General features: G+C 67.2%; 19 protein-coding genes. 8 read left to right on the top strand and 11 right to left on the bottom strand.

The genetic code is table 11. From position 1 onward, the window contains the following. Nucleotides 1-7: 7 nt before the first annotated feature. From A5773_RS12205 to A5773_RS12180, 6 genes are read right to left on the bottom strand one after another with little or no spacing between them, the layout of a single operon-like run. Nucleotides 8-1,543 carry an acyl-CoA synthetase gene (locus tag A5773_RS12205; RefSeq protein WP_067791076.1) on the bottom strand — a complete coding sequence of 512 codons (1,536 nt, stop codon included), beginning with the start codon at nucleotides 1,541-1,543 and terminating at the stop codon, nucleotides 8-10. 21 nt (nucleotides 1,544-1,564) lie between these two features. Next, nucleotides 1,565-2,437, bottom strand: coding sequence for an enoyl-CoA hydratase-related protein (locus A5773_RS12200; protein WP_066953859.1), 873 nt, complete (start codon nucleotides 2,435-2,437; stop codon nucleotides 1,565-1,567). Between the two features lie 20 nt (nucleotides 2,438-2,457). Continuing rightward, a complete protein-coding gene (locus tag A5773_RS12195; protein WP_066953863.1) occupies nucleotides 2,458-2,694 on the bottom strand; it encodes a lipoyl domain-containing protein in 237 nt (78 codons plus the stop codon). After that, the gene (locus A5773_RS12190; RefSeq protein ID WP_066953866.1) at nucleotides 2,687-3,703 is read right to left on the bottom strand and encodes an alpha-ketoacid dehydrogenase subunit beta; all 1,017 of its coding nucleotides are present in this window, start codon (nucleotides 3,701-3,703) and stop codon (nucleotides 2,687-2,689) included. Before A5773_RS12190 ends, A5773_RS12195 begins: the two co-directional genes overlap by 8 nt. Beyond that, nucleotides 3,700-4,683 carry a thiamine pyrophosphate-dependent dehydrogenase E1 component subunit alpha gene (locus A5773_RS12185; protein ID WP_067791140.1) on the bottom strand — a complete coding sequence of 328 codons (984 nt, stop codon included), beginning with the start codon at nucleotides 4,681-4,683 and terminating at the stop codon, nucleotides 3,700-3,702. The genes A5773_RS12190 and A5773_RS12185 overlap by 4 nt, the downstream gene beginning before the upstream one ends. Before the next feature lie 5 nt (nucleotides 4,684-4,688). Then, nucleotides 4,689-5,552: a mycofactocin-coupled SDR family oxidoreductase gene (locus A5773_RS12180; protein WP_067201105.1), complete on the bottom strand. Its 864-nt coding sequence runs from the start codon at nucleotides 5,550-5,552 to the stop codon at nucleotides 4,689-4,691. A 266-nt stretch (nucleotides 5,553-5,818) separates the two neighbouring features. On the opposite strand from A5773_RS12180, the gene A5773_RS12175 reads away from it, so the two are divergent. The 3 genes from A5773_RS12175 to A5773_RS12165 all read left to right on the top strand — a co-directional run bounded on the left by A5773_RS12175 (nucleotide 5,819) and on the right by A5773_RS12165 (nucleotide 9,062). Beyond that, the gene (locus A5773_RS12175; protein ID WP_067791075.1) at nucleotides 5,819-7,051 is read left to right on the top strand and encodes a CaiB/BaiF CoA-transferase family protein; all 1,233 of its coding nucleotides are present in this window, start codon (nucleotides 5,819-5,821) and stop codon (nucleotides 7,049-7,051) included. A 114-nt stretch (nucleotides 7,052-7,165) separates the two neighbouring features. Then, nucleotides 7,166-8,530, top strand: a complete 1,365-nt coding sequence (locus A5773_RS12170) for a wax ester/triacylglycerol synthase domain-containing protein (protein ID WP_067791074.1) — start codon at nucleotides 7,166-7,168, stop codon at nucleotides 8,528-8,530. Nucleotides 8,531-8,774: 244 nt separating this feature from the next. Next, a complete protein-coding gene (locus A5773_RS12165; RefSeq protein WP_066953878.1) occupies nucleotides 8,775-9,062 on the top strand; it encodes an ANTAR domain-containing protein in 288 nt (95 codons plus the stop codon). Nucleotides 9,063-9,156: 94 nt separating this feature from the next. On the opposite strand, the gene A5773_RS12160 is transcribed toward A5773_RS12165, so the two are convergent. After that, nucleotides 9,157-9,903, bottom strand: a complete 747-nt coding sequence (locus A5773_RS12160; RefSeq protein ID WP_067791073.1) for an IclR family transcriptional regulator — start codon at nucleotides 9,901-9,903, stop codon at nucleotides 9,157-9,159. Between the two features lie 67 nt (nucleotides 9,904-9,970). On the opposite strand from A5773_RS12160, the gene A5773_RS12155 reads away from it, so the two are divergent. Together A5773_RS12155 and A5773_RS12150 are read left to right on the top strand one after the other, a co-directional pair. Next, complete coding sequence (locus A5773_RS12155) at nucleotides 9,971-11,311, top strand: FAD-binding oxidoreductase (protein WP_067791071.1); 1,341 nt, start codon at nucleotides 9,971-9,973, stop codon at nucleotides 11,309-11,311. Continuing rightward, nucleotides 11,311-12,141, top strand: coding sequence for a DAPG hydrolase family protein (locus A5773_RS12150; protein ID WP_067791069.1), 831 nt, complete (start codon nucleotides 11,311-11,313; stop codon nucleotides 12,139-12,141). Before A5773_RS12155 ends, A5773_RS12150 begins: the two co-directional genes overlap by 1 nt. Before the next feature lie 8 nt (nucleotides 12,142-12,149). Here the strand turns inward: A5773_RS12150 and A5773_RS12145 are convergent, their stop codons facing one another. Further along, nucleotides 12,150-13,112 carry a DMT family transporter gene (locus A5773_RS12145; RefSeq protein ID WP_082948204.1) on the bottom strand — a complete coding sequence of 321 codons (963 nt, stop codon included), beginning with the start codon at nucleotides 13,110-13,112 and terminating at the stop codon, nucleotides 12,150-12,152. 62 nt (nucleotides 13,113-13,174) lie between these two features. Here A5773_RS12145 and A5773_RS12140 point away from each other — a divergent pair, with 62 nt between their 5' ends. After that, nucleotides 13,175-13,783, top strand: coding sequence for a CGNR zinc finger domain-containing protein (locus A5773_RS12140; protein ID WP_067791065.1), 609 nt, complete (start codon nucleotides 13,175-13,177; stop codon nucleotides 13,781-13,783). Here A5773_RS12140 and A5773_RS12135 read toward each other — a convergent pair. Continuing rightward, a complete protein-coding gene (locus A5773_RS12135) occupies nucleotides 13,780-15,525 on the bottom strand; it encodes a DUF4407 domain-containing protein (RefSeq protein ID WP_067791139.1) in 1,746 nt (581 codons plus the stop codon). The two genes, A5773_RS12140 and A5773_RS12135, sit on opposite strands and share 4 nt — an antisense overlap. Before the next feature lie 194 nt (nucleotides 15,526-15,719). On the opposite strand from A5773_RS12135, the gene A5773_RS12130 reads away from it, so the two are divergent. Next, the gene (locus A5773_RS12130; protein WP_066953897.1) at nucleotides 15,720-16,277 is read left to right on the top strand and encodes a hypothetical protein; all 558 of its coding nucleotides are present in this window, start codon (nucleotides 15,720-15,722) and stop codon (nucleotides 16,275-16,277) included. A 113-nt stretch (nucleotides 16,278-16,390) separates the two neighbouring features. Further along, nucleotides 16,391-16,819 (top strand): SRPBCC family protein, encoded by a 429-nt coding sequence (locus tag A5773_RS12125; RefSeq protein WP_066953901.1) that lies wholly within the window; start codon nucleotides 16,391-16,393, stop codon nucleotides 16,817-16,819. 18 nt (nucleotides 16,820-16,837) lie between these two features. Here the strand turns inward: A5773_RS12125 and A5773_RS12120 are convergent, their stop codons facing one another. Beyond that, nucleotides 16,838-17,119 (bottom strand): hypothetical protein, encoded by a 282-nt coding sequence (locus A5773_RS12120; protein ID WP_066953904.1) that lies wholly within the window; start codon nucleotides 17,117-17,119, stop codon nucleotides 16,838-16,840. A gap of 109 nt (nucleotides 17,120-17,228) precedes the next feature. Further along, on the bottom strand, nucleotides 17,229-18,971 hold the full coding sequence (locus A5773_RS12115) for a molybdopterin-dependent oxidoreductase (RefSeq protein ID WP_067791138.1): 1,743 nt from the start codon (nucleotides 18,969-18,971) through the stop codon (nucleotides 17,229-17,231). Nucleotides 18,972-19,043: the final 72 nt, after the last annotated feature.

Genomic DNA, 19,043 nt, shown 5'->3' with positions numbered 1-19,043 from the left:
TCTTCGATTACACGATCCGCGTTGACCGCCCCTGCCAGTAACGCTCGCGAATGCGTCTCTTGTACAGCTTTCCGTTCGGGTCCCGGGGCAGTGCCGGAACGAATTCGACGCTGCGCGGGCACTTGTAGCCCGCCAGGTGCGCTCGGCAGTACTCGATGAGTTCGGCCTCGAGGTCGGGCCCCGGCCGGACACCGTCGACTGGCTGTACGACGGCCTTGACCTCCTCGCCGAACTCGTCGTTGGGGACGCCAAAGACGGCCGCGTCAACAAGCTTGGGATGCATGATCAGAAGGTTCTCGACTTCCTGGGGGTAGATGTTCACCCCGCCGGAAACGATCATGAATGTGGACCGGTCGGTGAGGTAGAGATAGCCGTCGTCGTCGACGTACCCCATGTCGCCCAGGGTGCGCCAGCCCCGGTCGTTGAACACCGAGGCGGTCTTGGCGGGGTCCTTGAAGTATTCAAAGGCGGGCCCGCCTTCGAAGAAGAGCTCACCGGCGTGGCCGGCGGGCAACTCGACGCCGTCGTCTCCGATGACGTGCACCGGCGACATGGGTTTGCCCACCGAACCGGGATGGGCCAGCCATTCCTCCGGACCGATGGTCGTGCCCGCGAATCCCTCGGTGCCACCGTAGTATTCGTGGATGATCGGCCCGAACCACTTCATCATGTGGTGTTTGACGTCGACCGGGCAGGGCGCGGCCGCATGGATCACACATCGCAGGCTCGATACGTCATACCTTTCCCGAACCGCCCTGGGCAGCTTGAGCATTCGCACGAACATGGTGGGCACGAACTGGGCATGCGTCACGCGGTGCGTCTCGATCAACCGCAGGACGGTCTCGGCGTCGAACTTGCGCATGAGGATCGCCGCGGCGCCGACGCGGTTGACCGCCATGGTGTAGTTCACTCCGGCCGCGTGGTAGAGCGGTGCGGGGGAGAGGTACACGCTCGACGGGCTCATCCCGTACTTGTGGGTGAGCGCCAATTCCAGCACCGCCTGAGCCCAGGAACCGTTGCCGTCGGTCGGAAGGGGCCGGCGGACCGCCTTCGGCCTGCCGGTGGTGCCCGACGAATACAGCATCTCCGACCCGTCCGACGCGGGCGGTGCGGCACCGGCCGTCGCCAGCGCCTCCTCGTACGCGCGCCAGCCGGGCAAGGCTCCCCCCACCGCGAGGTGAACGGTGACGGCCGGGTTGGCCGCGCGGACGTGGGCGGCAAGTTCGGGCATGGTGGCGTCGACGAAGACCGCCCGCGCATCGGAGTCGTCGATGACGTAGGCGACCTCGTCCGCGGTGAAGTGGGTGTTGACCGCGGTGTAATAGAGGCCGGAAAGCTGGCAGGCCCAGGTGATTTCGAGGAACTCGGGTCGGTTCGGCAAGATCAGGGCCACGCCGTCGCCGGGGCGCAGCCCGGCGCCGTGCAGCACCGCGGCGACGCGCTGGCTGCGGGCGTACAGCGCGGAGTGCGAGATCGTGTCACCGCCCGCGACGATGAGGGCCGGCGCCTGTCCGGCCCTCGTGGCGTGATCGGCAAGATTCACTTGCGCGAGCCCCGCGGAACCCTAAGTGGCCGTGGCGCCGTCGGTCGACGCGGCCGCCGCGGCCTGCCGCCGGGCGTGCTCGGACGGCAACACCTTGTCCTTGAACACCGTCTGAATCAGCTGCTGGACGTCCTTGCTGATCGAGGCCAGCGCGACCAGGTCATTGGAGCTCTGCCAGTGCACCCGCATGCCCATCAGCTCCCAGGCCCGCTTCAGGTTGGCCTTCGTGAGCATCAGCGTCGTCAACGGAGCCTGGGCGATGTGCCGGGCAATGGCCTCGACACGGTCGTCGAGCTGATCACGTGGAACGACCTCGTTCACCAGGCCGACCTCCAGCGCCTTCTTGGCGTCGATCACCTCGGCGGTGAACAGGTAGTAGGCCGCGCGGCGCCAGTTCATGAAGACCCAGGGCTCGATGGAACATTCGCCCGAGGGCATCCCGAAGCCCTGCAGCGGCGGGTAGGAGAAATAGGCGTCCTCGGCGGCGATGACGATGTCGGTGGTCAGGCCCATATGGGTGCCGCCGCCGACGCAGTAGCCGTGCACCTGCGCGATGGTGGGCTTGGAGAACTCCCACAGATTCAGGGTCGGCTTGACGAACAGGTCCGACTGCGCCTTCCAGGGGTGGCCGGTCACCATGGCGTTCTCCACGAACGACGGGTAGTCGACGGCGTTGTTGCCGATGGCGTGTCCGGAGCAGAAGCCCTTGCCGTTGGCCTTGAGGACGAGCACCTTGATGTCGTAGTCGCGGTCGGCGTCCAGCAGCGCGGCATCCACCTCTTCGGCCAGCTTCTGATCCTGGGCGTTCGCCTTCTCCGGCCAGTTGAGGATGACGCGGGCGATGGGCCCCTCTTTCTGGTAGATGATTCTCTCGCGAGTCTCGTTGAGATCCATACGTGCTCACCTTTCCTGGTTCAAGAAGTGATGACGCCGATTTCGGCGCCGATGTCGTAGGTGGTGCCGACCTGGCCCGTCCATTGCACGGTGCCCGACGCCCCCGCTTCGATCTCCTGTTCCACCTTCTCGGTGGCGATCACGTAGAGGGGCGTGCCCGCATCCACGTGCTGGCCGGCGTCGACGAGAAGGTCGGTGAGCTCGGCCTCCGACACGGCCACCGAGACCCGCGGAATGCGGATGATGAAGTCAGCCATGCACTCTCGCTCCCGTCAGGGTCCTCCCTAAGGTCTTCAGCGCCGCGGCGACGATTCGTGCCGGGGAGGGGTACACCTGCGCTTCGAGCGCCGCCGCGGCCGGGTTGGGGACGAATCGGGCGGCCACCCGTTCGACGGGCGCCGCCAGCTCGGAGAACAACTCCGCGTGCAGGATCGCAGCGAGCTCCGCTCCGGGGCCGGCGAATTGGACCGCGTCATGGATGATGACGGCACGGCGGGTACGGCGGGCGGAGTCGACGATGGTCTCGACGTCGAGCGGTACCAGCGTGCGCAGATCGACGACCTCGGCGCTCACACCCTGTTCGGCCAGCGTGGCCGCGGCGGTGAGGGCGTCGTGCACGCAGCGTCCGTAGCCGATCAGGCTCACGTCGGTGCCCGGCCGCTTGATGTCGGCGAGGCCCAGCGGGATGGAGAACGCGGGATCGACGGGGACGGGACCCTTCTTGCCCTGCAGCCGAATGGTTTCGACGAAGAGGCAGGGATCCTCGTCGAAGATCGCCGATGTCAGGAGGCCCTTCCCGTCGCGGGGTGTGGACGGCACGATCACCTTCATGCCGGGGATGTGCATGAACCACGCCTCGAGGCTTTGCGAATGCGTGGCACCGGTGGCCAGCCCGGCGTAGACCTGGGTGCGAATGGTGATCGGCGCCGTCGTGCGTCCGGCGGTCATGAACCTCAGCTTGGCCGCGTTGTTGATCAGCTGGTCGGCCGCGATGCCGATGAAATCCATGATCATGATCTCGGCCACCGGCAGCAGGCCGTCGATGGCGGCGCCGATGGCCGCGCCGACGATCGCCGCCTCGGAAATCGGGGTGTCCAGGACGCGGTCGTGACCGTACTTGGTCGACAGTCCCGCGGTCGGTCCGGACGCGCCCGGATCGGCGATGTCCTCACCGAGCAGGAACACCCGGTCATCGGCGGCAAGCGCTTGATCCAGTGCGAGGTTGAGCGCCTCGCGCATCGTCATCTCCCGCTCTTGCGTGTTCATACCGGGAACCTGATCGGGGTCGCGTACACATCCATGTCCAGCTCTTCGATAGACGGGGAATCGGCGCCCATCACCGCTTGCAGCGCACTTTCCACCGCCGCCAGCGCCTCGTCGTCGATGCGGTCGAGTTCCTCCGGAGTGCAGAGGCCGGTGTCGGCGAGGTGGCTGCGGAACCGGGGGACCGGGTCGGCCTCCATCGCGGCGGCAAGTTGATCCTTGGGAATGTAGGGCATCCGGTCGCCGAAGTAATGGCCGCGGAAGCGAAACGTCACGCATTCGATGAAGGTGGGGCCGTCACCGGAGCGGGCCCGCCGCAGCGCGTCCTCGAGTGCGGATTTGACTGCCAGCGGGTCGTTTCCGTCGACACGCACCCCGGGCATGCCATAGCCGGCCGCCCGGTCGGCGACGTGTTCGAGCTTCATGGTGTCGGCCGTGGGCGTCATCTCGGCGTACTGGTTGTTCTGGCAGACGAAGACCATCGGCAGGTCCCACAGCGCCGCCATGTTCGCGGCCTCGTGGAAGGACCCGGTGTTCGTCGCGCCGTCACCGAAACTGACCACCGTGACGCGATCGGAGCCCTTGCGTTTGGCCGCCATCGCCAATCCCACCGCCACCGGTGGTCCGGCCCCGACGATCCCGGTCGAAAGCATCACGCCCTTAGCGGGATTGGCGATGTGCATAGTGCCGCCCTTGCCGCGGCTGGCGCCGACGGTGCGGCCCATCATCTCGCCGTAGATCTCCTCGAGCGGGACGCCCTTGCCGATGAGGTCGTGCAGCCCGCGGTAGGTGGTCACCAGCCGATCGTCGGGGCGCAGCGCCACGCCCATTGCGGCGGCGATGGCCTCCTGGCCGCGCGAGGGCCAGTAGACGCACATGAACTCGCCGGTGCCGATGCCTTTGGACAGCCGGTCGTCGGCCGCCTTCATCAGCACCATCAGCTCATAAAGCCGGCGCTGGGCGTCCGGTGCGGAGTCGGTCATCGGTATCACGCACCCGACCACGGCTTGACCTTGAGGAAGCCGCCGCCGTCGACGCGGAGCTGCTGGCCGGTGATGTAGCGCGCCGCGTCGGAGGCCAGGAACAACACCGCCTCGCTGATGTCCTCGGGTTCGACGTAGGGGATCGGCATCGCCTGCACGAGCGGGAAGACCGGTTCGGCATCCTCGCGGGTCGGATCCTTCAAGTCCGGCCGGAAGGCCCGATACATCGGCGGGCTGTGCAACATGTCGGTGTTGACGTTGGTGGGGTGCACCGCGTTCATCCGGATGGAGAACCGGGCGAGCGCCAGGGCGAAGTCGTTGACGTAATGCGCGGCAGCCAATTTCGCGAAGGCATATCCGGCACCGCCGGGCCCCCCGTCGATGCCGGTGGTGTTCATCGACGACATGAACGCCGCGTTGGAACCGATGACGATGATCGACGCGCCGGCCTGCAGGTGCTTGAGGCTCGCGTGCACCAGGTTCAGCACGCCGACCAGGTCCACGTCCACGGCGTCGGCGAAGGCCTGCGGCGGCAGGCCCGCGGTCAGCGGGCAGATGCCCGCGTTGGCGACGACGACGTCGAGATGCCCCAACTCGGCGACGCCCTCATCGATCGCCGCGGACAGGGCCACCCGATCGCGAACGTCCGCGACCGCGGTGAACGCGCGCTGGCCCTCCTTCTCGACCAACCGGGCCGTCTCGTCGAGGTCTTCCCGCCGGGCCAGGGGATACTCATTGGTCTCGATGTCGGCGCACAGGTCCACCGCGATGATGTCCGCGCCTTCGGCGGCCAGCATCCGCGCGTGCGAACGGCCTTGGCCGCGTGCGGCGCCACTGATCACGGCCACCTTGCCGGTTACCCTGCCCATCGCCCGTCCTTCGTCCGTGTATCTACACCGCGACCCACGTTGGGGCCCAACACCATTCGTCGGTGCGGCCGCAATGACTCCGCCGGCCGTCCCGTTTCGCCGGGATACGCGGGGTCACGGGTGTTGGAATCGGGCCAACGGTCGGATCCATCGCATCTCTTCCACGAAAAACTGCTCTGACCTGCAGCTGGGCTACCACTACGCCCTAGACTAGCTAGAATATCTAAAATAGCAAGGAATGAACCGGTCGACCGAGGGAGTTGGCGATGTCTGGCGTGCGCGGTGGTGTCCTGCAAGGGGTGCGGGTGGTCGAATTGGCGTCGTGGACCTACGTGCCGTCGGCCGGTGCGGCCCTGTCGGACTGGGGCGCCGACGTGATCAAAGTCGAGGGCGTCGCCTCGGGTGACCCCGGGCGCGCGCTGGTCGTCGGCGGCTTCACCCGGCAGGCGGCGCGCCCGGACGCCGACTTCATCCTCGAGCTGGGCAACCGAGGCAAGCGCAGCATCGCCATCGACATCAAGTCCGAAACCGGTCGCGAGCTGTTCGGCCGCCTCTTGGCGAGTGCGGATGTGTTCCTTACCAATTGGCTGCCCGGGGCGCTCGAGCGGGCCCGGCTCACCGTGGACGACATCCGTTCGTTCAACCCGAAAATCATCATCGCGCGCGGCACCGGGCTGGGCGTGCGGGGACCGGACCGCGACCGCGGCGGGTTCGACGCGGCCACCTATCTCGCGCGGGGCGGCGTCGCCTACACGCTCACGCCGTTCGGCACGGACACGCCCGCGGTGCAGGGGCCGGGGTTCGGCGACCTCCAAGGCGGTGCGACGCTCGCCGGTGGCGTCTGCGCCGCGCTCTTCCACCGCGAGCGCACTGGTGAACCGACGATCGTCGACTCCTCGCTGCTGGCCCAGGCGATGTGGGCGATAGCGCCGTCCATCTCGGCGGCCGACTTCTTCGACATCGACGGGATCCCGGGGGCGCCGCCGGGGCTGGCCATCAACCCGCTCGTGAACAGGTACAAGACCCGCGACGGCAGGTGGATTCAGTTGGTGTTCCTGCAGCCGGACAAGTTCTGGGCAGGGTTCTGTGAACGTGTGGGCCTGGCTGACCTGGTCACCGATGAGCGATTCGTGCCGTCGAGCAACTTGATCGCCAACGCCGCGGAGGCCACCGAGATTCTGGCCATCGTGTTCGCCCGGCACGATCTCGCCCACTGGCAGAAGGCGCTCGAAGACGAGCCGGGCGTGTGGGGTGCCCTGGCGACGCCGCGGGAAACGCTCAACGATCCGCAGGTCGAACCCAACGGGTACGTGGTGACCAACGTCGACGACCACGGCGAGAAGTACCGGATCGTCGCCGCGCCCGTTCAGTTCGACGAGACCCCGCCCGCGCCCGCGCGTGCGCCGGAACACGGTCAGCACACGGAAGAGATCCTGCTGGAACTCGACGTCGATTGGGACGACATCGCCAGGGCCAAGGATCTCAAGGCGATTCTGTAGGACGCCGGGACGGTCGACGAAAGGCGCTATCTGTGGTGACCAAAGTCATCGGCTGCCGATAACCCGGTGACCCAGGACGCTCGCCGACGTACGTTCGGTGCGAGGAGCACCGACATGACTGCATTCATGCGCGCCACAGACGCGTTCACCTGGGCGATGGAGACTGACCCACGGCTGCGATCGACCGTGGTCAGCGTCATACTTCTGGACCGGCCCCCGGACTGGGACGAAGTGCGGAAGCGATTCGACTTGATCAGCCGCACGCTCCCGATGTTCCGGCAGCGCGTGGTGCAGTCACCTCCGCCGGCCCCGCCGCGATGGGAGCGTTACCGGGACTTCGACCTCGATTACCACCTGCGGCGAGCGACAGTTTCCGCCCCCGGAACTCTTGACGACGTGCTCGAGATGGCCCGATTGGCCGAGATGCAGGATTTCGATCGGGCCCGCGCGTTGTGGGAAACGACGTTCGTCGAGGGTCTGGAAAACGGCGGTGCGGCCGTGATCTGCAAGTTTCACCACGCGCTCACCGATGGGGTCGGCGGGGTCCAGATCGCGATGCACCTGTTCGACCTCTCGGAAGATCTGTATTCCGTGGAACCCATGCCGCCCGAGCCACAGGTCACGGCCCCGGCGCTGCTGGGGGGTTACCGCGACGCCGTGCGCTACGACACCGGCTTGCTCAACAGCGCCCTGACGGGCGCGGCCACGTTGGTGCCACGTCTGATGTACGACGGCGTCCGCCGGCCCGTCGCCACCATCCGGTCCGCGGCGAACACCGCGGCATCGGTCTACCGAACCGTCCGGCCGATCAGCCGACCCGGGTCACCGCTGGCGACGGACCGTGGCCTGATCCGGCGTCTCGGGGTGCATCAGGTGCCGACGCGGCCGCTTCGGGAAGCGGCGCACCGTTGCGGTGGGGCGTTGAATGACGCTTTCGTCGCCGGGGTGGCGGGTGGACTGCGCCTCTATCACGAGAAGCACGGCGTCGCGGTGAACGACTTGCACATCACGATGCCGATCAGCCTGCGGACCGAAGCCGATGGCATTGGCGGGAACCGGATCACGCTGATGCGCTTCGACGTGCCCGTCGGCGAGGCGGATCCAGCAAAGCGGATCGCGGCGATACGCCAGCGCACCGCGGCGGTACGGAACGAAAGATCGCTGCCCTACACGCAATTGATCGCCGGAGTGCTCAATCTGGTGCCCCGTTGGTACATCGGCTCGGTTCTGCGCCACGTCGATTTCGTGGCCAGCGATGTGCCGGGCGTTCCCGTGCCGGTCTACCTCGGCGGTGCAGCGGTGCGCGCCCAGTACGCGTTCGGACCCACCATCGGCGCGGCGGTCAACGTCACGCTCCTCACCTATGTCGACACGTGTGGTCTCGGGTTGAACGTCGATACCACCGCGATACCCGACTACGACGTATTCCATGACGCTATCGTCGGTGGCTTTGACGAATTATTGTCTTTGGCAAACTGATCCGAAGATCACGGATTCCGGCACCGACCAGGCACTTCACCGGATTGGTTGATTAGCACCCGATCCCGGAACGGTCACAGGCGGGTATCGATCGCGGCGGTGGTCTGGCACAACGCGAAAGATCGACAAATCATGGCACAGGGCGCCTTTGAGGTTTGCGGCCGCGATGATGCGTAGCGCAGGAATTCCTCGTCCGCTGTGCGAGTGGTGGATTCGTGACGGCGCCGCAGGAGGTATCCACAACATGACAACGAATTGGGTTCCCGCCCAGACCTCGTGTGGCCCACACTCTGGTCGCATCCTCGACACCGCGCGGGGCATTCTCATCGGCCTTCGCCGGTGCCCGTCGGAAGCGGCCCTGGACGAATTGCACAGCGCGGCATTACGGCACAAGGTGCCGGTATTCGCGATGGCGTGGGCGCTGGTACACCTGGCCGGCGACGGCGAAAAGACACCGAGCTTCACCGACGCGCAATCCGCGGCTCGGCACGAGTGGGGAACGCTGTTCTCCTCCGCCGCAGTGCCCTGCTGAGCGGGCATCAAGACGTTGGGACGGCCGAGCTTTCGAGGGGTAACCCGGCCGTCTCCAACTCCAATCACGCCGGCATCGACGAGCTCCGCCGAGGCTAGCGCGGCCAGGCCGCCGATTCGCCGGCCGCACGCAATGCCGCCACGATGCGCTGCTCCTTCTCCCGGAAGCGCTCCGTCGGTGCCGGCACCGAGATAGCGATCAGGTTGTCGCCCACCCCGCGTCGCGCGATCGCGGCCGCCGAGATACCCGGCGTGTGTTCGTCTCGGTCGAAAGCGATTCCGGTGCGCCGGATCTCGGCCACCTCGGCGCGGAGGCGGTCGGCGGACCCGGGATCCAAGCGGCAGATCACCGCCTCGGCGTCGGAGTCGTCGATGCCGACGCGGGCCGCTTTGCCGTTGGCGGTCGACTCCAGCGGGAACCGGACGCCGACGGCCGACACGGCGCGCAGGCGATGCGACGATTCGATCTGGTCGACGAACCACATTCGCCGGCCACGCAAAACCGAGAGGTCGACCGTCTCGCCGTCGGTCGCGCGCGCTACCCGTTCGATCGTTGGGCGGAACACCGCCGCGATGTGCGCGCCGTCGGAATTGCCCAACCCCAGCAATCGGTCGCCGAGGGAGAAACGGCCCTGTGGATCGACACTGGCCAGTCCGACCTCGACCAGGCCCACCAGCAGCCGGCGAGCCGTCGACTTGGCCAGCCCGAGACGCTCACCGAGGTCCACCAGACGCAACCGGCCCGGCTCCGCGGCGATCTCGTCCAGCGCGGCGGCGGCGCGACGCAGTACCTGGATGCCCTCGTCGCGCCCGGCTGCAAAATTGTCCCCCGAGGACGGCATCCGTCCACTATAGTGTTCCGCATTGCGGATCACAAAGATCCGAACTGCGGATCACGGGAGATTCCAGATGAGCGGGCTACCGGCCGGGCGGCACCATTTCCGCGGCGATGACGGCTACGAGGCGGCCCGTCGTGGCACCGTCTGGCACCAGCGGGTACCGGAACGCTACCCCGAAGTGATCGTGCAGGCCGTCGACACCGACGACATCATCGCCGGCATCCGCCATGCGACGGCCCACGGTCTCAAGGTCAGCATTGTCTCGGGCGGACACAGCTTCGCGGCCAGCCATCTGCGCGACGGCTCCGTCCTGCTCGACGTCAGCCGCCTCGACCACGTTTCCATCGACGCCGAAAATGGCCTTGCCCGAGTGGGTCCGGGCAAGGGCGGCAGCCTCCTCATGGCCGACCTCGAGGCGCAGGGCTTGTTCTTTCCCGGCGGGCACTGCAAAGGGGTCTGCCTCGGTGGCTACCTCCTGCAGGGCGGATACGGCTGGAACAGCCGAATCTTCGGCCCGGCCTGCGAGAGCGTGGTGGGCCTCGATGTCGTCACCGCCGAGGGCGAACGGATTCACTGCGATGCCAGCAACAACGCCGACCTCTACTGGGCCGCCCGTGGGGCCGGACCCGGTTTTTTCGGCGTGGTCACGTCGTTCTATCTGAAGCTTTATCCGCGCCCCGGTGCCTGCGGCACCAGCGTCTATGTCTATCCGTTCGAGCTGGCCGACGAGGTTTTCGCGTGGACCCGCGCCGTCAGCGCCGAAGTGGACCCCCGGGTCGAGCTGCAGGCCGTGGCATCCCGCGGCGAACCGAACATGGGCATCGACACCCCGGTCATCTCGCTGGCGTCGCCCGCCTTCGCGGATTCCGATGCTGAGGCGGAAAAGGCGCTCGCCCTGTTCGGCACCTGCCCGGTCGCCGATCGGGCGCTGGTCAAAATCCCTTACATGCCAACCGATCTCGCGACCTGGTATGACGTCGCGATGAGCCATTACCTGTCCGATCATTACTACGCTGTTGACAACATGTGGACGTCGGCGCCCGCGGAAGACCTGCTGCCGGGCATCCGGACGATCCTGGACACCATGCCCCCACACCCGGCGCATTTTCTGTGGCTGAACTGGGGCCCGTGCCCTGCCCGCCAGGACATGGCCTACAGCATCGAAGGCGACATCTACCTGGCGCTCTACGGTTCGTGGAAGGACCCGGCCGACGAGGCGAAGTACGCCGACTGGGCGCGGTCCAACATGGCCGCGATGTCCGAATTCGCCATCGGGATTCAGCTCGCCGACGAGAACCTCGGCCAGCGTCCGGCGCGGTTCGCCAGCGACGCCGCAATGGCCAAACTCGACCGCGTGCGCGCCGAGTACGACCCCGACGGTGTGTTCAACAGCTGGATGGGGCGACTCTGATGGCGGGCGATCTGTATCTGGGGTATCGCGGTGACGACGCGAACACCCCGTTCGGCAAGTTCTTCACGCCCGAAATGGCCGCGCTGCCACGCCATGTCGTCGAGGCACTCGAACGCGGGCCGCAAGGCGCCATGGCGCTGTTGGCCTTCGACGACGCCGCGCGCGTCGCCGACGACGGCTACCAGCGGACCGAGAACGGCTACGGGGTCCTTGACGACGGCGGCTATCAGGTGTCGGTACGCACCGACATGCCGGGGGTCACGCCGGAGATGTGGTCGTGGTGGTTCGGCTGGCACGGCTGCGACGCCCGCCGCTACAAGCTGTGGCATCCCCGGGCCCATCTGCACGCCGCCTGGAAAGGTCAACGGCAGGACGGCCGGGACGACGCGGCCGTCGGCCTACGGGGCGCCGACCGCTACGTCGGCCGCTGGTCGTTGATCAGCGAGTACATCGGCTCGACGATGCTCAATGGCGCAATCCAATTCGTCGATCCTGCGGCGATGGGCTGCCCACCCGACAGCGACGGTGCGGTGGCGATCTGCGCCCGGCTGGGATCCAGCGAGGCCCCGGTGGACGTCGGATGGTTCATCCACCACGTCCGGTCGACGCCGAACGGGTCCGAGATGCGGTCACGATTCTGGATGGGCGGCCGGCACATCGAAGTGCGCAACGTCCCCGGCGTCGCTTCGCGCGCGGTGCGCCCGATCGCCTCGCGGGTGCTCGGCAACGCGGAAACCGGCGCCCGCAATCTGATGGTGCACTGCGCACAGGAGATGAATCACCTGGCGGCCTTCCTCCCGGAACTCTATGCCGCCTTCGGCAACGAGTAGCCGCACCGTTAGCGCCGAGCGCTCGCCGACGGATGCGTTGCACGAACCGCCGGAACCTCGGGCGTGCATGCATCGTGTGATGCGTTGGAAGATAGGGAAATTCGTGTGCTGCCGAGATATCCCGCCAACATCACGAGTGCGCAACCGGCAAGCTGAAGGGGAGACGGGCGTTCACCGAGCGCGACCGCGCCGAGCGTGATAGCACCCACCGGGGTGAGCAACAAGAGGGCGGAGCTCACGGTGCTGGGTAGGCGGCCCGAGCAGAAGGCGACGAGCAGCCAGCCGAACAATTGCCCGGTGATGGCAACCAGGGTCAACCATGCGAGAGCTCGCCAGCCCGGCCAGACCAGCAGGCCATGCCACCACGGGCCGACTGCCACCGCCACAATCGCGGACGTCGCGAGCACGACGCTATATGTCTGCATCGGCCTGCCGGCTTGCGCGCCGCGTCGCAGCAGGAACAGAAACCCGGAGTAGCACAGCGCTGCGCCCACGGCGTGCATCGTTCCGCGGATGGGATCAGAGCCCGAAATCCCTTGCTCGAGTAGGCCGCCGGCGAGCAACACGCCGACCAGCAAGGCGGGCAGCGACAGCAGGAATCGGCGCGAAATGCGTTCCCCGTCGGCCAGCCAGCTGAGCACCGGGACAACGGCGACCTGGACATTGACGAGGACCGTCGACAAGCCCGCTCCCACTTCCGGGATGGCCTGCGTCCACAGCAACATATCGCCGGCGAACAAGGCGCCACACAGGATCGCCGACAGCAGCGCCCGCCGTGGCAAGCCGCCGCGGCGTCGCCATTCCGGGGCCGCAAGGAGCATGACCACGGGCAACGCGATCAGGCAGCGCGCGGCCGTGGCGGTGGCCGGTGTGGTGGCGGCCAACTTGAGCAGCACCGCCGACGCCGACACGGACAAGGCGCCCGTTGCCAATCCGACCCGATCCAGTGAGCGTGCGGGAACATGTCTCATGGTCGGGGGATACCCACCATGCTAATGGGTAAATCAGTGCTTAACCATTAGCATGGTTGCTTATGGCACGGTCGGAAGCGGCCAATCTCGATTTGCGCGGGGGCCATCCCGCAGTCGATTTGGTCAACACGGTGGCATGGCGGGGCGACCCCCATCGCCGTACCGACTATTTGTCGGACTATCCGGACCTGGTCGCTTGGGCGGAGCACGCAGGGGTGTTGTCGCTCCGCGAGGCGCGCACCCTCGCCGCGGGCGTCACCTCGGACCGCGTTGCTTGCGACGGAGCGCTGCATCGGACGAAGCAGCTCAGGGAGGCCCTCCATCGCATCTGGACGGGGTGCGGGTCCGCCTGCGATGCCGGCAAAGTCGCTGACGCCTACCGATCCGCGCTGCGGGCCAGGCGCCTGGTCGTCGGTGCGGATGCCGCCGACTGGCAGGAGCCTGCGTTGATGGCGCAAACACCGCTCCACCGGCTCGCGGTCGAAGCGGTGACGTTCCTGACGGGGGTCCCGGGCTCACGTATCAAGCGATGCGGCGACGACGAGTGCGGATGGCTGTTCCTCGACACCAGCCACCGGCAGAACCGTCGCTGGTGCAGTACGGCCGACTGCGGCAACAGGGCCCGGGTCCGTCGGTTCTACGAGCGCACCAGGGACAGCTCAGATCGTTAAGCCGGCGGGAGCCGACGCGGGCCGGTCGGCGAATCCAGTTCGGCCGGACCCTCCCGCTGCGCCAACTCCGGGTTGTCGGCGCGCGCGCCCAGCGACGGGCCGCGCGGCTCCTGGCCACCCAGGTGGGTCACCGCCGCGCGCTCGACCCGCGACGAATCGATGAATCCCGCCTGACCGGGAGGGGCTTCACCGGCCTCAGCGGGCCGGGTGGGCCGACCGCCCGCGTCGGAACTTTCGGCGTCGACCGTCACCTTGTGGGTGCGCCTGAACGCGAACGTGATCTCCTCGACCTCTTCGAAGACGTGACGCGCGGTGCGCAGCGGCGCGGTCGTGGTGTCGATGACCCGGGCCACGAACGGCGGCACCAGCGGGCGTATCCAGCGCGCCGCGGCCTTGGTGGCGTCCGGAATCGACGGAATCGACGAGTTGTCCCGATCTTTGCGCGGCTCCACCTCGCGCGCGATGGGCGCCGGCAAGTTCTCCACATCGGCGGTGTGCACCGGGACGGGGGGGCCGAGGGCCGCACGGCTGGCGGCCTCGGCTTCCGCGGCGATCGGCAGGTAAATGTCTTCGTCGGCGGGCTCGAAGGCGCGGTGCGACGACGCCAGCACCGGGGGATCGAACGCGTCCACGATGCGCCGGCGTTGCTGCTCGCGGTCGATCTCGGTCTGAGCCTCGATCGCCAGCCGGGCCTGGGTGAGTTGGTGCTCGGCCCACATGATTTCGGCCTCGCGGCGAACCTCGGCCCGCTTGATCGCGATCGCCGTGTCCGCCTCGAGTTCCGCGCGTTCCCGCTCCGCACGCGCCGCCGCATGGCGATCGTGGCTGGTCTCGCCCCGCCACCGCCCCAGGATCAGCGGCAGCAAGTAGAGCAGCACGCAGAACGCCATAGTCAGCAGCCGCATCGCCAGCGCACCGAAGTCGGCGGAGGTCAGGTCGTTCATGGCGACCCAGCGCGCACCCAGACCACGATCCGCGTCCGCGATGACGCCGTGGCGTGCCTCGTCGAGTGCGTGCGCTTCGCGGGAGATTTCGGCGTCCAGCCCGGGCGCCTGGCGATCCCGGGCCGCCAGCGCGTCGTCGAGTTCGCGCTGGGCGTCCGCGAGAAGCTCGTTCGCCGTGCGCGTTTCGGGCCCGGCACCGGGCACACCGGTGATCCGGGTCTGCGGGCAGCCGGGCGTGGGGTGGTATTCGCAACGCGCGATGACCAGGGCCTGGTCTTGCTGCTGGTGAGCGCGGTCGACAGCCGTGTCGAGCGCGCCGCGTGCATCCCTGCTCTGTTGCAGGGACGCCGTCGCCTGCGCGACCGCCGGCGCGGAGCCGGCGTTGCGCAGGGCGCGTTCGTCGAGACGGTGGTCGATCGAGCCGGAGAGCAGGATGACTGCGGCCAATTCGCCGACGGTGACGCCGACGGCGGCCGCGACCACCGCCCGTGCCGCGAGTCCGGCGCGACTCCGGCCGGAACCGGAGGTGACGGCGCGGGTGACCGCGCCGGCCAGCAGGCCGAAGAGCAGGGTCAGCGGCACCACGAACAGGAGCGACCAGTGGGCCGATTCGCTCACCGCCAGCGCTGCGACGAGCCAGGCCAGCATCGCTCCGAACAACACCACCGCGCCGGTGACGGCGTGCGTGGACCGCTCATGGCGCTCCTCCAGCTCCCGCCGGTGCCCGCCGCCAAGCCAGGTGAGCAGGCCCGCGGGCGAGAAGTCCGAGCGCCGCTCGGGGATTTTCCGGGCACACATCGAAATCACCTCCCAAGTCATCAAGCCTCCCAGGCCACCACCCGCAGGATCGAATCGAAGCGCCCGGCCTGTGGCGTGCTTCACAGCGCGCCCGGATCACCGATGATCCCGGCGGGGGTGTAACGAACGCGGATTTCTGCGACGCGGGCAGATCAGCGACGGTTCCGGCGGCCGGCGTGAGACGGTATAAGCCTATGGAGACTCACGATTATGTCACCTACGAAGAGTTCGGACGCAGATTCTTCGAGGTCGCTGTCACCCCCGAGCGTGTCGCCGCCGCTTTGGCCGACATCGCGGGCAACGAGTTCGCCATGGAGCCCATCGCTCAGGGGCCTGGCGGGATCGCCAAGGTCAGCGCCAACGTCAAGATCCACGAACCCAAGGTCACCCGCCGCCTGGGCGACAGCATCACGTTCGTCATCCACATTCCCTTGTCGATCGATCTGCTGCTCGACCTTCGGCTCGACAAGCAGCGGTTCGTCGTCTCCGGGGACATCGCGCTGCGGGCCACGGCCCGAGCCGCCGAACCGCTGCTGCTGATCGTCGACGTCGCGAAACCGCGGCCTTCCGATATCACCGTCAACGTGTCGTCGAAGTCCTTCCGCGGCGAGGTGCTGCGCATCCTCGCCGGCGTCGATGGCGAGATCCGCCGATTCGTCGCGCAGTACGTCGCCGAGGAGATCGACGCGCCCCAGTCGCAGTCCGCGCAGATCATCGACGTGGCGAAGCAATTGCAGGAGGTCTGGCCCTAAGGGCGCGGCGAACGCGTAGGCCCGGCCCCACCGGGGTATCCAGTGCATTGCGCGCTGGTCGCCTGTGTTGCCGTGCCGGTGCCAACCGCAATCGTGGGGAGGAGCGACAAGGCGTGGCACGAGTAAATGTTTCGGTGTCGTCGGAGGTAGACCCGGAGGCCGCCTGGAAGCTGGCGTCCGACCTGAGCCGATTCGACGAGTGGATGACCATATTCGCCGGGTGGCGCGGACCGGTGCCCGACAAGATCGAGGAGGGCACGTGCGTCTCGTCGTGCGTGAAGGTGAAGGGTTTCCGCAACGTCATCCACTGGACGGTCACCAACTACGATGAACCGAAATCGATTGAGCTGCAAGGCCGCGGTCGCGGTGGGATCCGCCTCGGGGTCGCGATGACCGTCACCGATCAGCAGCCCGGAACCGATTTCCATCTCACCGCCGACCTCAGGGGCGGATTACTCAGCGGCCCGATCGGCGGGTTGGTCGCCCGGATCCTGCGCTCCGATGTGGAGAAGTCCGTGAAAAATCTCGCCTCGCTGCAGTAGGCGTTGCAACCGGCGGTGCTACCGCGCAGCGTGGCCGACGGGCCAGTCTCGTTCCGCCTGGCGAATCCGCCTGCGGTCCATGCCAAGCCACGCCAGCCCGGCCCCGAACGTGAGCATGGCGACGATCGCGGCGGCGACACCCGCGCCGGCGTCACCGAGGGCGAAGGTGGCCACGCACATCACGAGTGCCAACACCGCGGCCCCGACGACGATCAGCCCGGGCGTGCGCCCCAAGTCGTGCGCCGGTTCGACGCTACCGGAGCGAGGGATCCGATCATGATCGACAGGGCGGTGGCTCATGGGCGTCTCTCCTCCGGTCACTTCCGTTCGGCCGCTTCCGTGGAGCTACCCGGATTGCCGAAGGGACAAACGACCTGAGGCGTCGGCGCCGAGGGTTCGGCGCTACGCCCTACAGCGTCTGGTGCCGCCCAAAGTATTTGTGGTCCTCGCTGTAACCGCCGTAGCCGCTGCCGATGTCGCGGTAGTCGGCCACGAACTCGATCCCTTTGATCCACTTGACGAGTTTGAAACCGTGCTGCAGTTCGTTGCGCAACCGCAGCGGCCTGCCATGCATGTAGGGGAGGGGATGGTCGTTCATGTTGTAGGCGAGCATCGTCATGTGATGGTCCATCTGGCCGATGTGATGGGCGTTGTAATAGATGCCGCCGGTCGCGCCGAGGCCCATGGAATAGAACACCGCCCATTTGGCTTCGGGCAGCGGTTTGACGATGTCCATGATCGTCTTCATCTGCACGCCACCCCATTTGGCGACGCCCGACCAGGCTTGGATGCAGAAGTGCTGGCTGATCTGCTCGTGGTACGGCAGCGCCATCAAGTCCTCGAGCGAGAACTCCATCGGATGCTCGACCAGACCGTAGATCTTGAGCCGCCAGTCCCGGAAGTCGTTTGCTTCCAGCTCTTTGTACTCCACGGTCTCCGGCAGCCGGCCGTTGCGCCAGTGGTGCGGCGAGATGTCCTTTTCGGTGAAGGCGCCGGGCTTGGGGTCGAGCTGCTCCAGCATCCGCTGGAACGGGCCGACGAGCGCGTATCCGACCCGCTGAATCACCCGCGGATGGCGAATAGTGAAGGGCGTGGCCCAAACCCACGCGATCGCCGTCAGCACCATGGCCGCGGCGAAGATTCCGAAGCCCACCCAGCTGTTGTCGTCGCGGGAGGCGAACATGTGGTTGAGGTTTCGTAGCGCACTGGTGGTCAACACCATCGTGACGTGCACCAGGATGAAGAACAGGAAGTAGACCAGCACCACGAAATGCAGTGACCGCGCGTGCTGGATGCTCAGCCGCTTGCTGAGCCAGTGCACGCGCTGCGACAGCGCGGGCGACATGCCCAGCCCGGTGATCAACGCCGCGGGGGCGGCAATGAAGACCGTGGTGAAGTAGGACAACAGCTGCAGGCCGTTGTAGGCGACCCAGCCGTTGTCGGTGGGCCAGTCCAGCGACAGGTACTGGACGGCCACCGACGCGGCGTTGGGGAAGACATCCCAGCTGGTGGGCACGATGTGCCGCCACTGTCCGGTCGCGAAGAGCAACACGTAGAAGACCGCACCGTTGACGAGCCACAGCACATCGACGCCCAGGTGCCACCACCGGGCCAGTCCGATCGAGTGCCGGAATCCGGGCAGTCCCAATTGTGGTGGCAGGGCGACGGTGTCGGCGTTGGCGGTCCACAGCTCGTCGTCCGGCACCGGCGGGCCGACGCGCAGCCACTCGTCCTTACCCGGGGTGGCGTTGCGGCTGAAGTAGAGCCGGGGGTGGTCGCAGAGGATCTGGATCCCGGTCCTGATGATGAACATCATCATGAACAGATTGAAGAAATGCGTCCACCCGATCCAGGCCGGCAGGCCGGGGGTGACATTGGAGCTGTCCGTCCCCGGATGACGCGCAATGAACGACTGGACCGCCGGCATGTTGTGCAGGCCTTTGCCGACCGCCACCCCGGCGATCAGCAGGGCGAAGCCGATCGGGATCAGCCAGAGCAGGTTGAACCACCGGTCGCGGCCGATGCGCAGCTTCGGCGCGGTCGCCCGCCGGGTGAGATCGAAACCGCCGCCGTAGGTCTCGACGTCGATGACGTCTTCGGCGGTGTGAATCTCGTTGCGGTAATCCGGGGAGGAGTCCAGCGGCGTGCCCACCGCCAGCGTCGATACATTGCCGTTCGGCGCTTCCCGTCCTCTGGTGGTTCCGGCGGCATTGACGTTCAGGTT

The sequence above is a fragment of the Mycobacterium sp. 852014-52450_SCH5900713 genome (assembly GCF_001667075.1).
In the GTDB taxonomy this organism is placed as follows: Bacteria; Actinomycetota; Actinomycetes; order Mycobacteriales; family Mycobacteriaceae; genus Mycobacterium.
Note: the sequence above shows the minus strand (reverse complement) of the source record. Positions and strands in the feature narration are given on the sequence as shown.

Bases quoted from the DNA above. Each gene is read 5' to 3' on its own strand.
- A5773_RS12200 (WP_066953859.1), bottom strand. From the start codon at position 2,437: ATGGATCTCAACGAGACTCGCGAGAGAATCATCTACCAGAAAGAGGGG.
- A5773_RS12195 (WP_066953863.1), bottom strand. From the start codon at position 2,694: ATGGCTGACTTCATCATCCGCATTCCGCGGGTCTCGGTGGCCGTGTCG.
- A5773_RS12190 (WP_066953866.1), bottom strand. From the start codon at position 3,703: ATGAACACGCAAGAGCGGGAGATGACGATGCGCGAGGCGCTCAACCTC.
- A5773_RS12185 (WP_067791140.1), bottom strand. From the start codon at position 4,683: ATGACCGACTCCGCACCGGACGCCCAGCGCCGGCTTTATGAGCTGATG.
- A5773_RS12180 (WP_067201105.1), bottom strand. From the start codon at position 5,552: ATGGGCAGGGTAACCGGCAAGGTGGCCGTGATCAGTGGCGCCGCACGC.
- A5773_RS12175 (WP_067791075.1), top strand. From the start codon at position 5,819: ATGTCTGGCGTGCGCGGTGGTGTCCTGCAAGGGGTGCGGGTGGTCGAA.
- A5773_RS12170 (WP_067791074.1), top strand. From the start codon at position 7,166: ATGACTGCATTCATGCGCGCCACAGACGCGTTCACCTGGGCGATGGAG.
- A5773_RS12165 (WP_066953878.1), top strand. From the start codon at position 8,775: ATGACAACGAATTGGGTTCCCGCCCAGACCTCGTGTGGCCCACACTCT.
- A5773_RS12160 (WP_067791073.1), bottom strand. From the start codon at position 9,903: ATGCCGTCCTCGGGGGACAATTTTGCAGCCGGGCGCGACGAGGGCATC.
- A5773_RS12155 (WP_067791071.1), top strand. From the start codon at position 9,971: ATGAGCGGGCTACCGGCCGGGCGGCACCATTTCCGCGGCGATGACGGC.
- A5773_RS12150 (WP_067791069.1), top strand. From the start codon at position 11,311: ATGGCGGGCGATCTGTATCTGGGGTATCGCGGTGACGACGCGAACACC.
- A5773_RS12145 (WP_082948204.1), bottom strand. From the start codon at position 13,112: ATGAGACATGTTCCCGCACGCTCACTGGATCGGGTCGGATTGGCAACG.
- A5773_RS12140 (WP_067791065.1), top strand. From the start codon at position 13,175: ATGGCACGGTCGGAAGCGGCCAATCTCGATTTGCGCGGGGGCCATCCC.
- A5773_RS12135 (WP_067791139.1), bottom strand. From the start codon at position 15,525: ATGTGTGCCCGGAAAATCCCCGAGCGGCGCTCGGACTTCTCGCCCGCG.
- A5773_RS12130 (WP_066953897.1), top strand. From the start codon at position 15,720: ATGGAGACTCACGATTATGTCACCTACGAAGAGTTCGGACGCAGATTC.
- A5773_RS12120 (WP_066953904.1), bottom strand. From the start codon at position 17,119: ATGAGCCACCGCCCTGTCGATCATGATCGGATCCCTCGCTCCGGTAGC.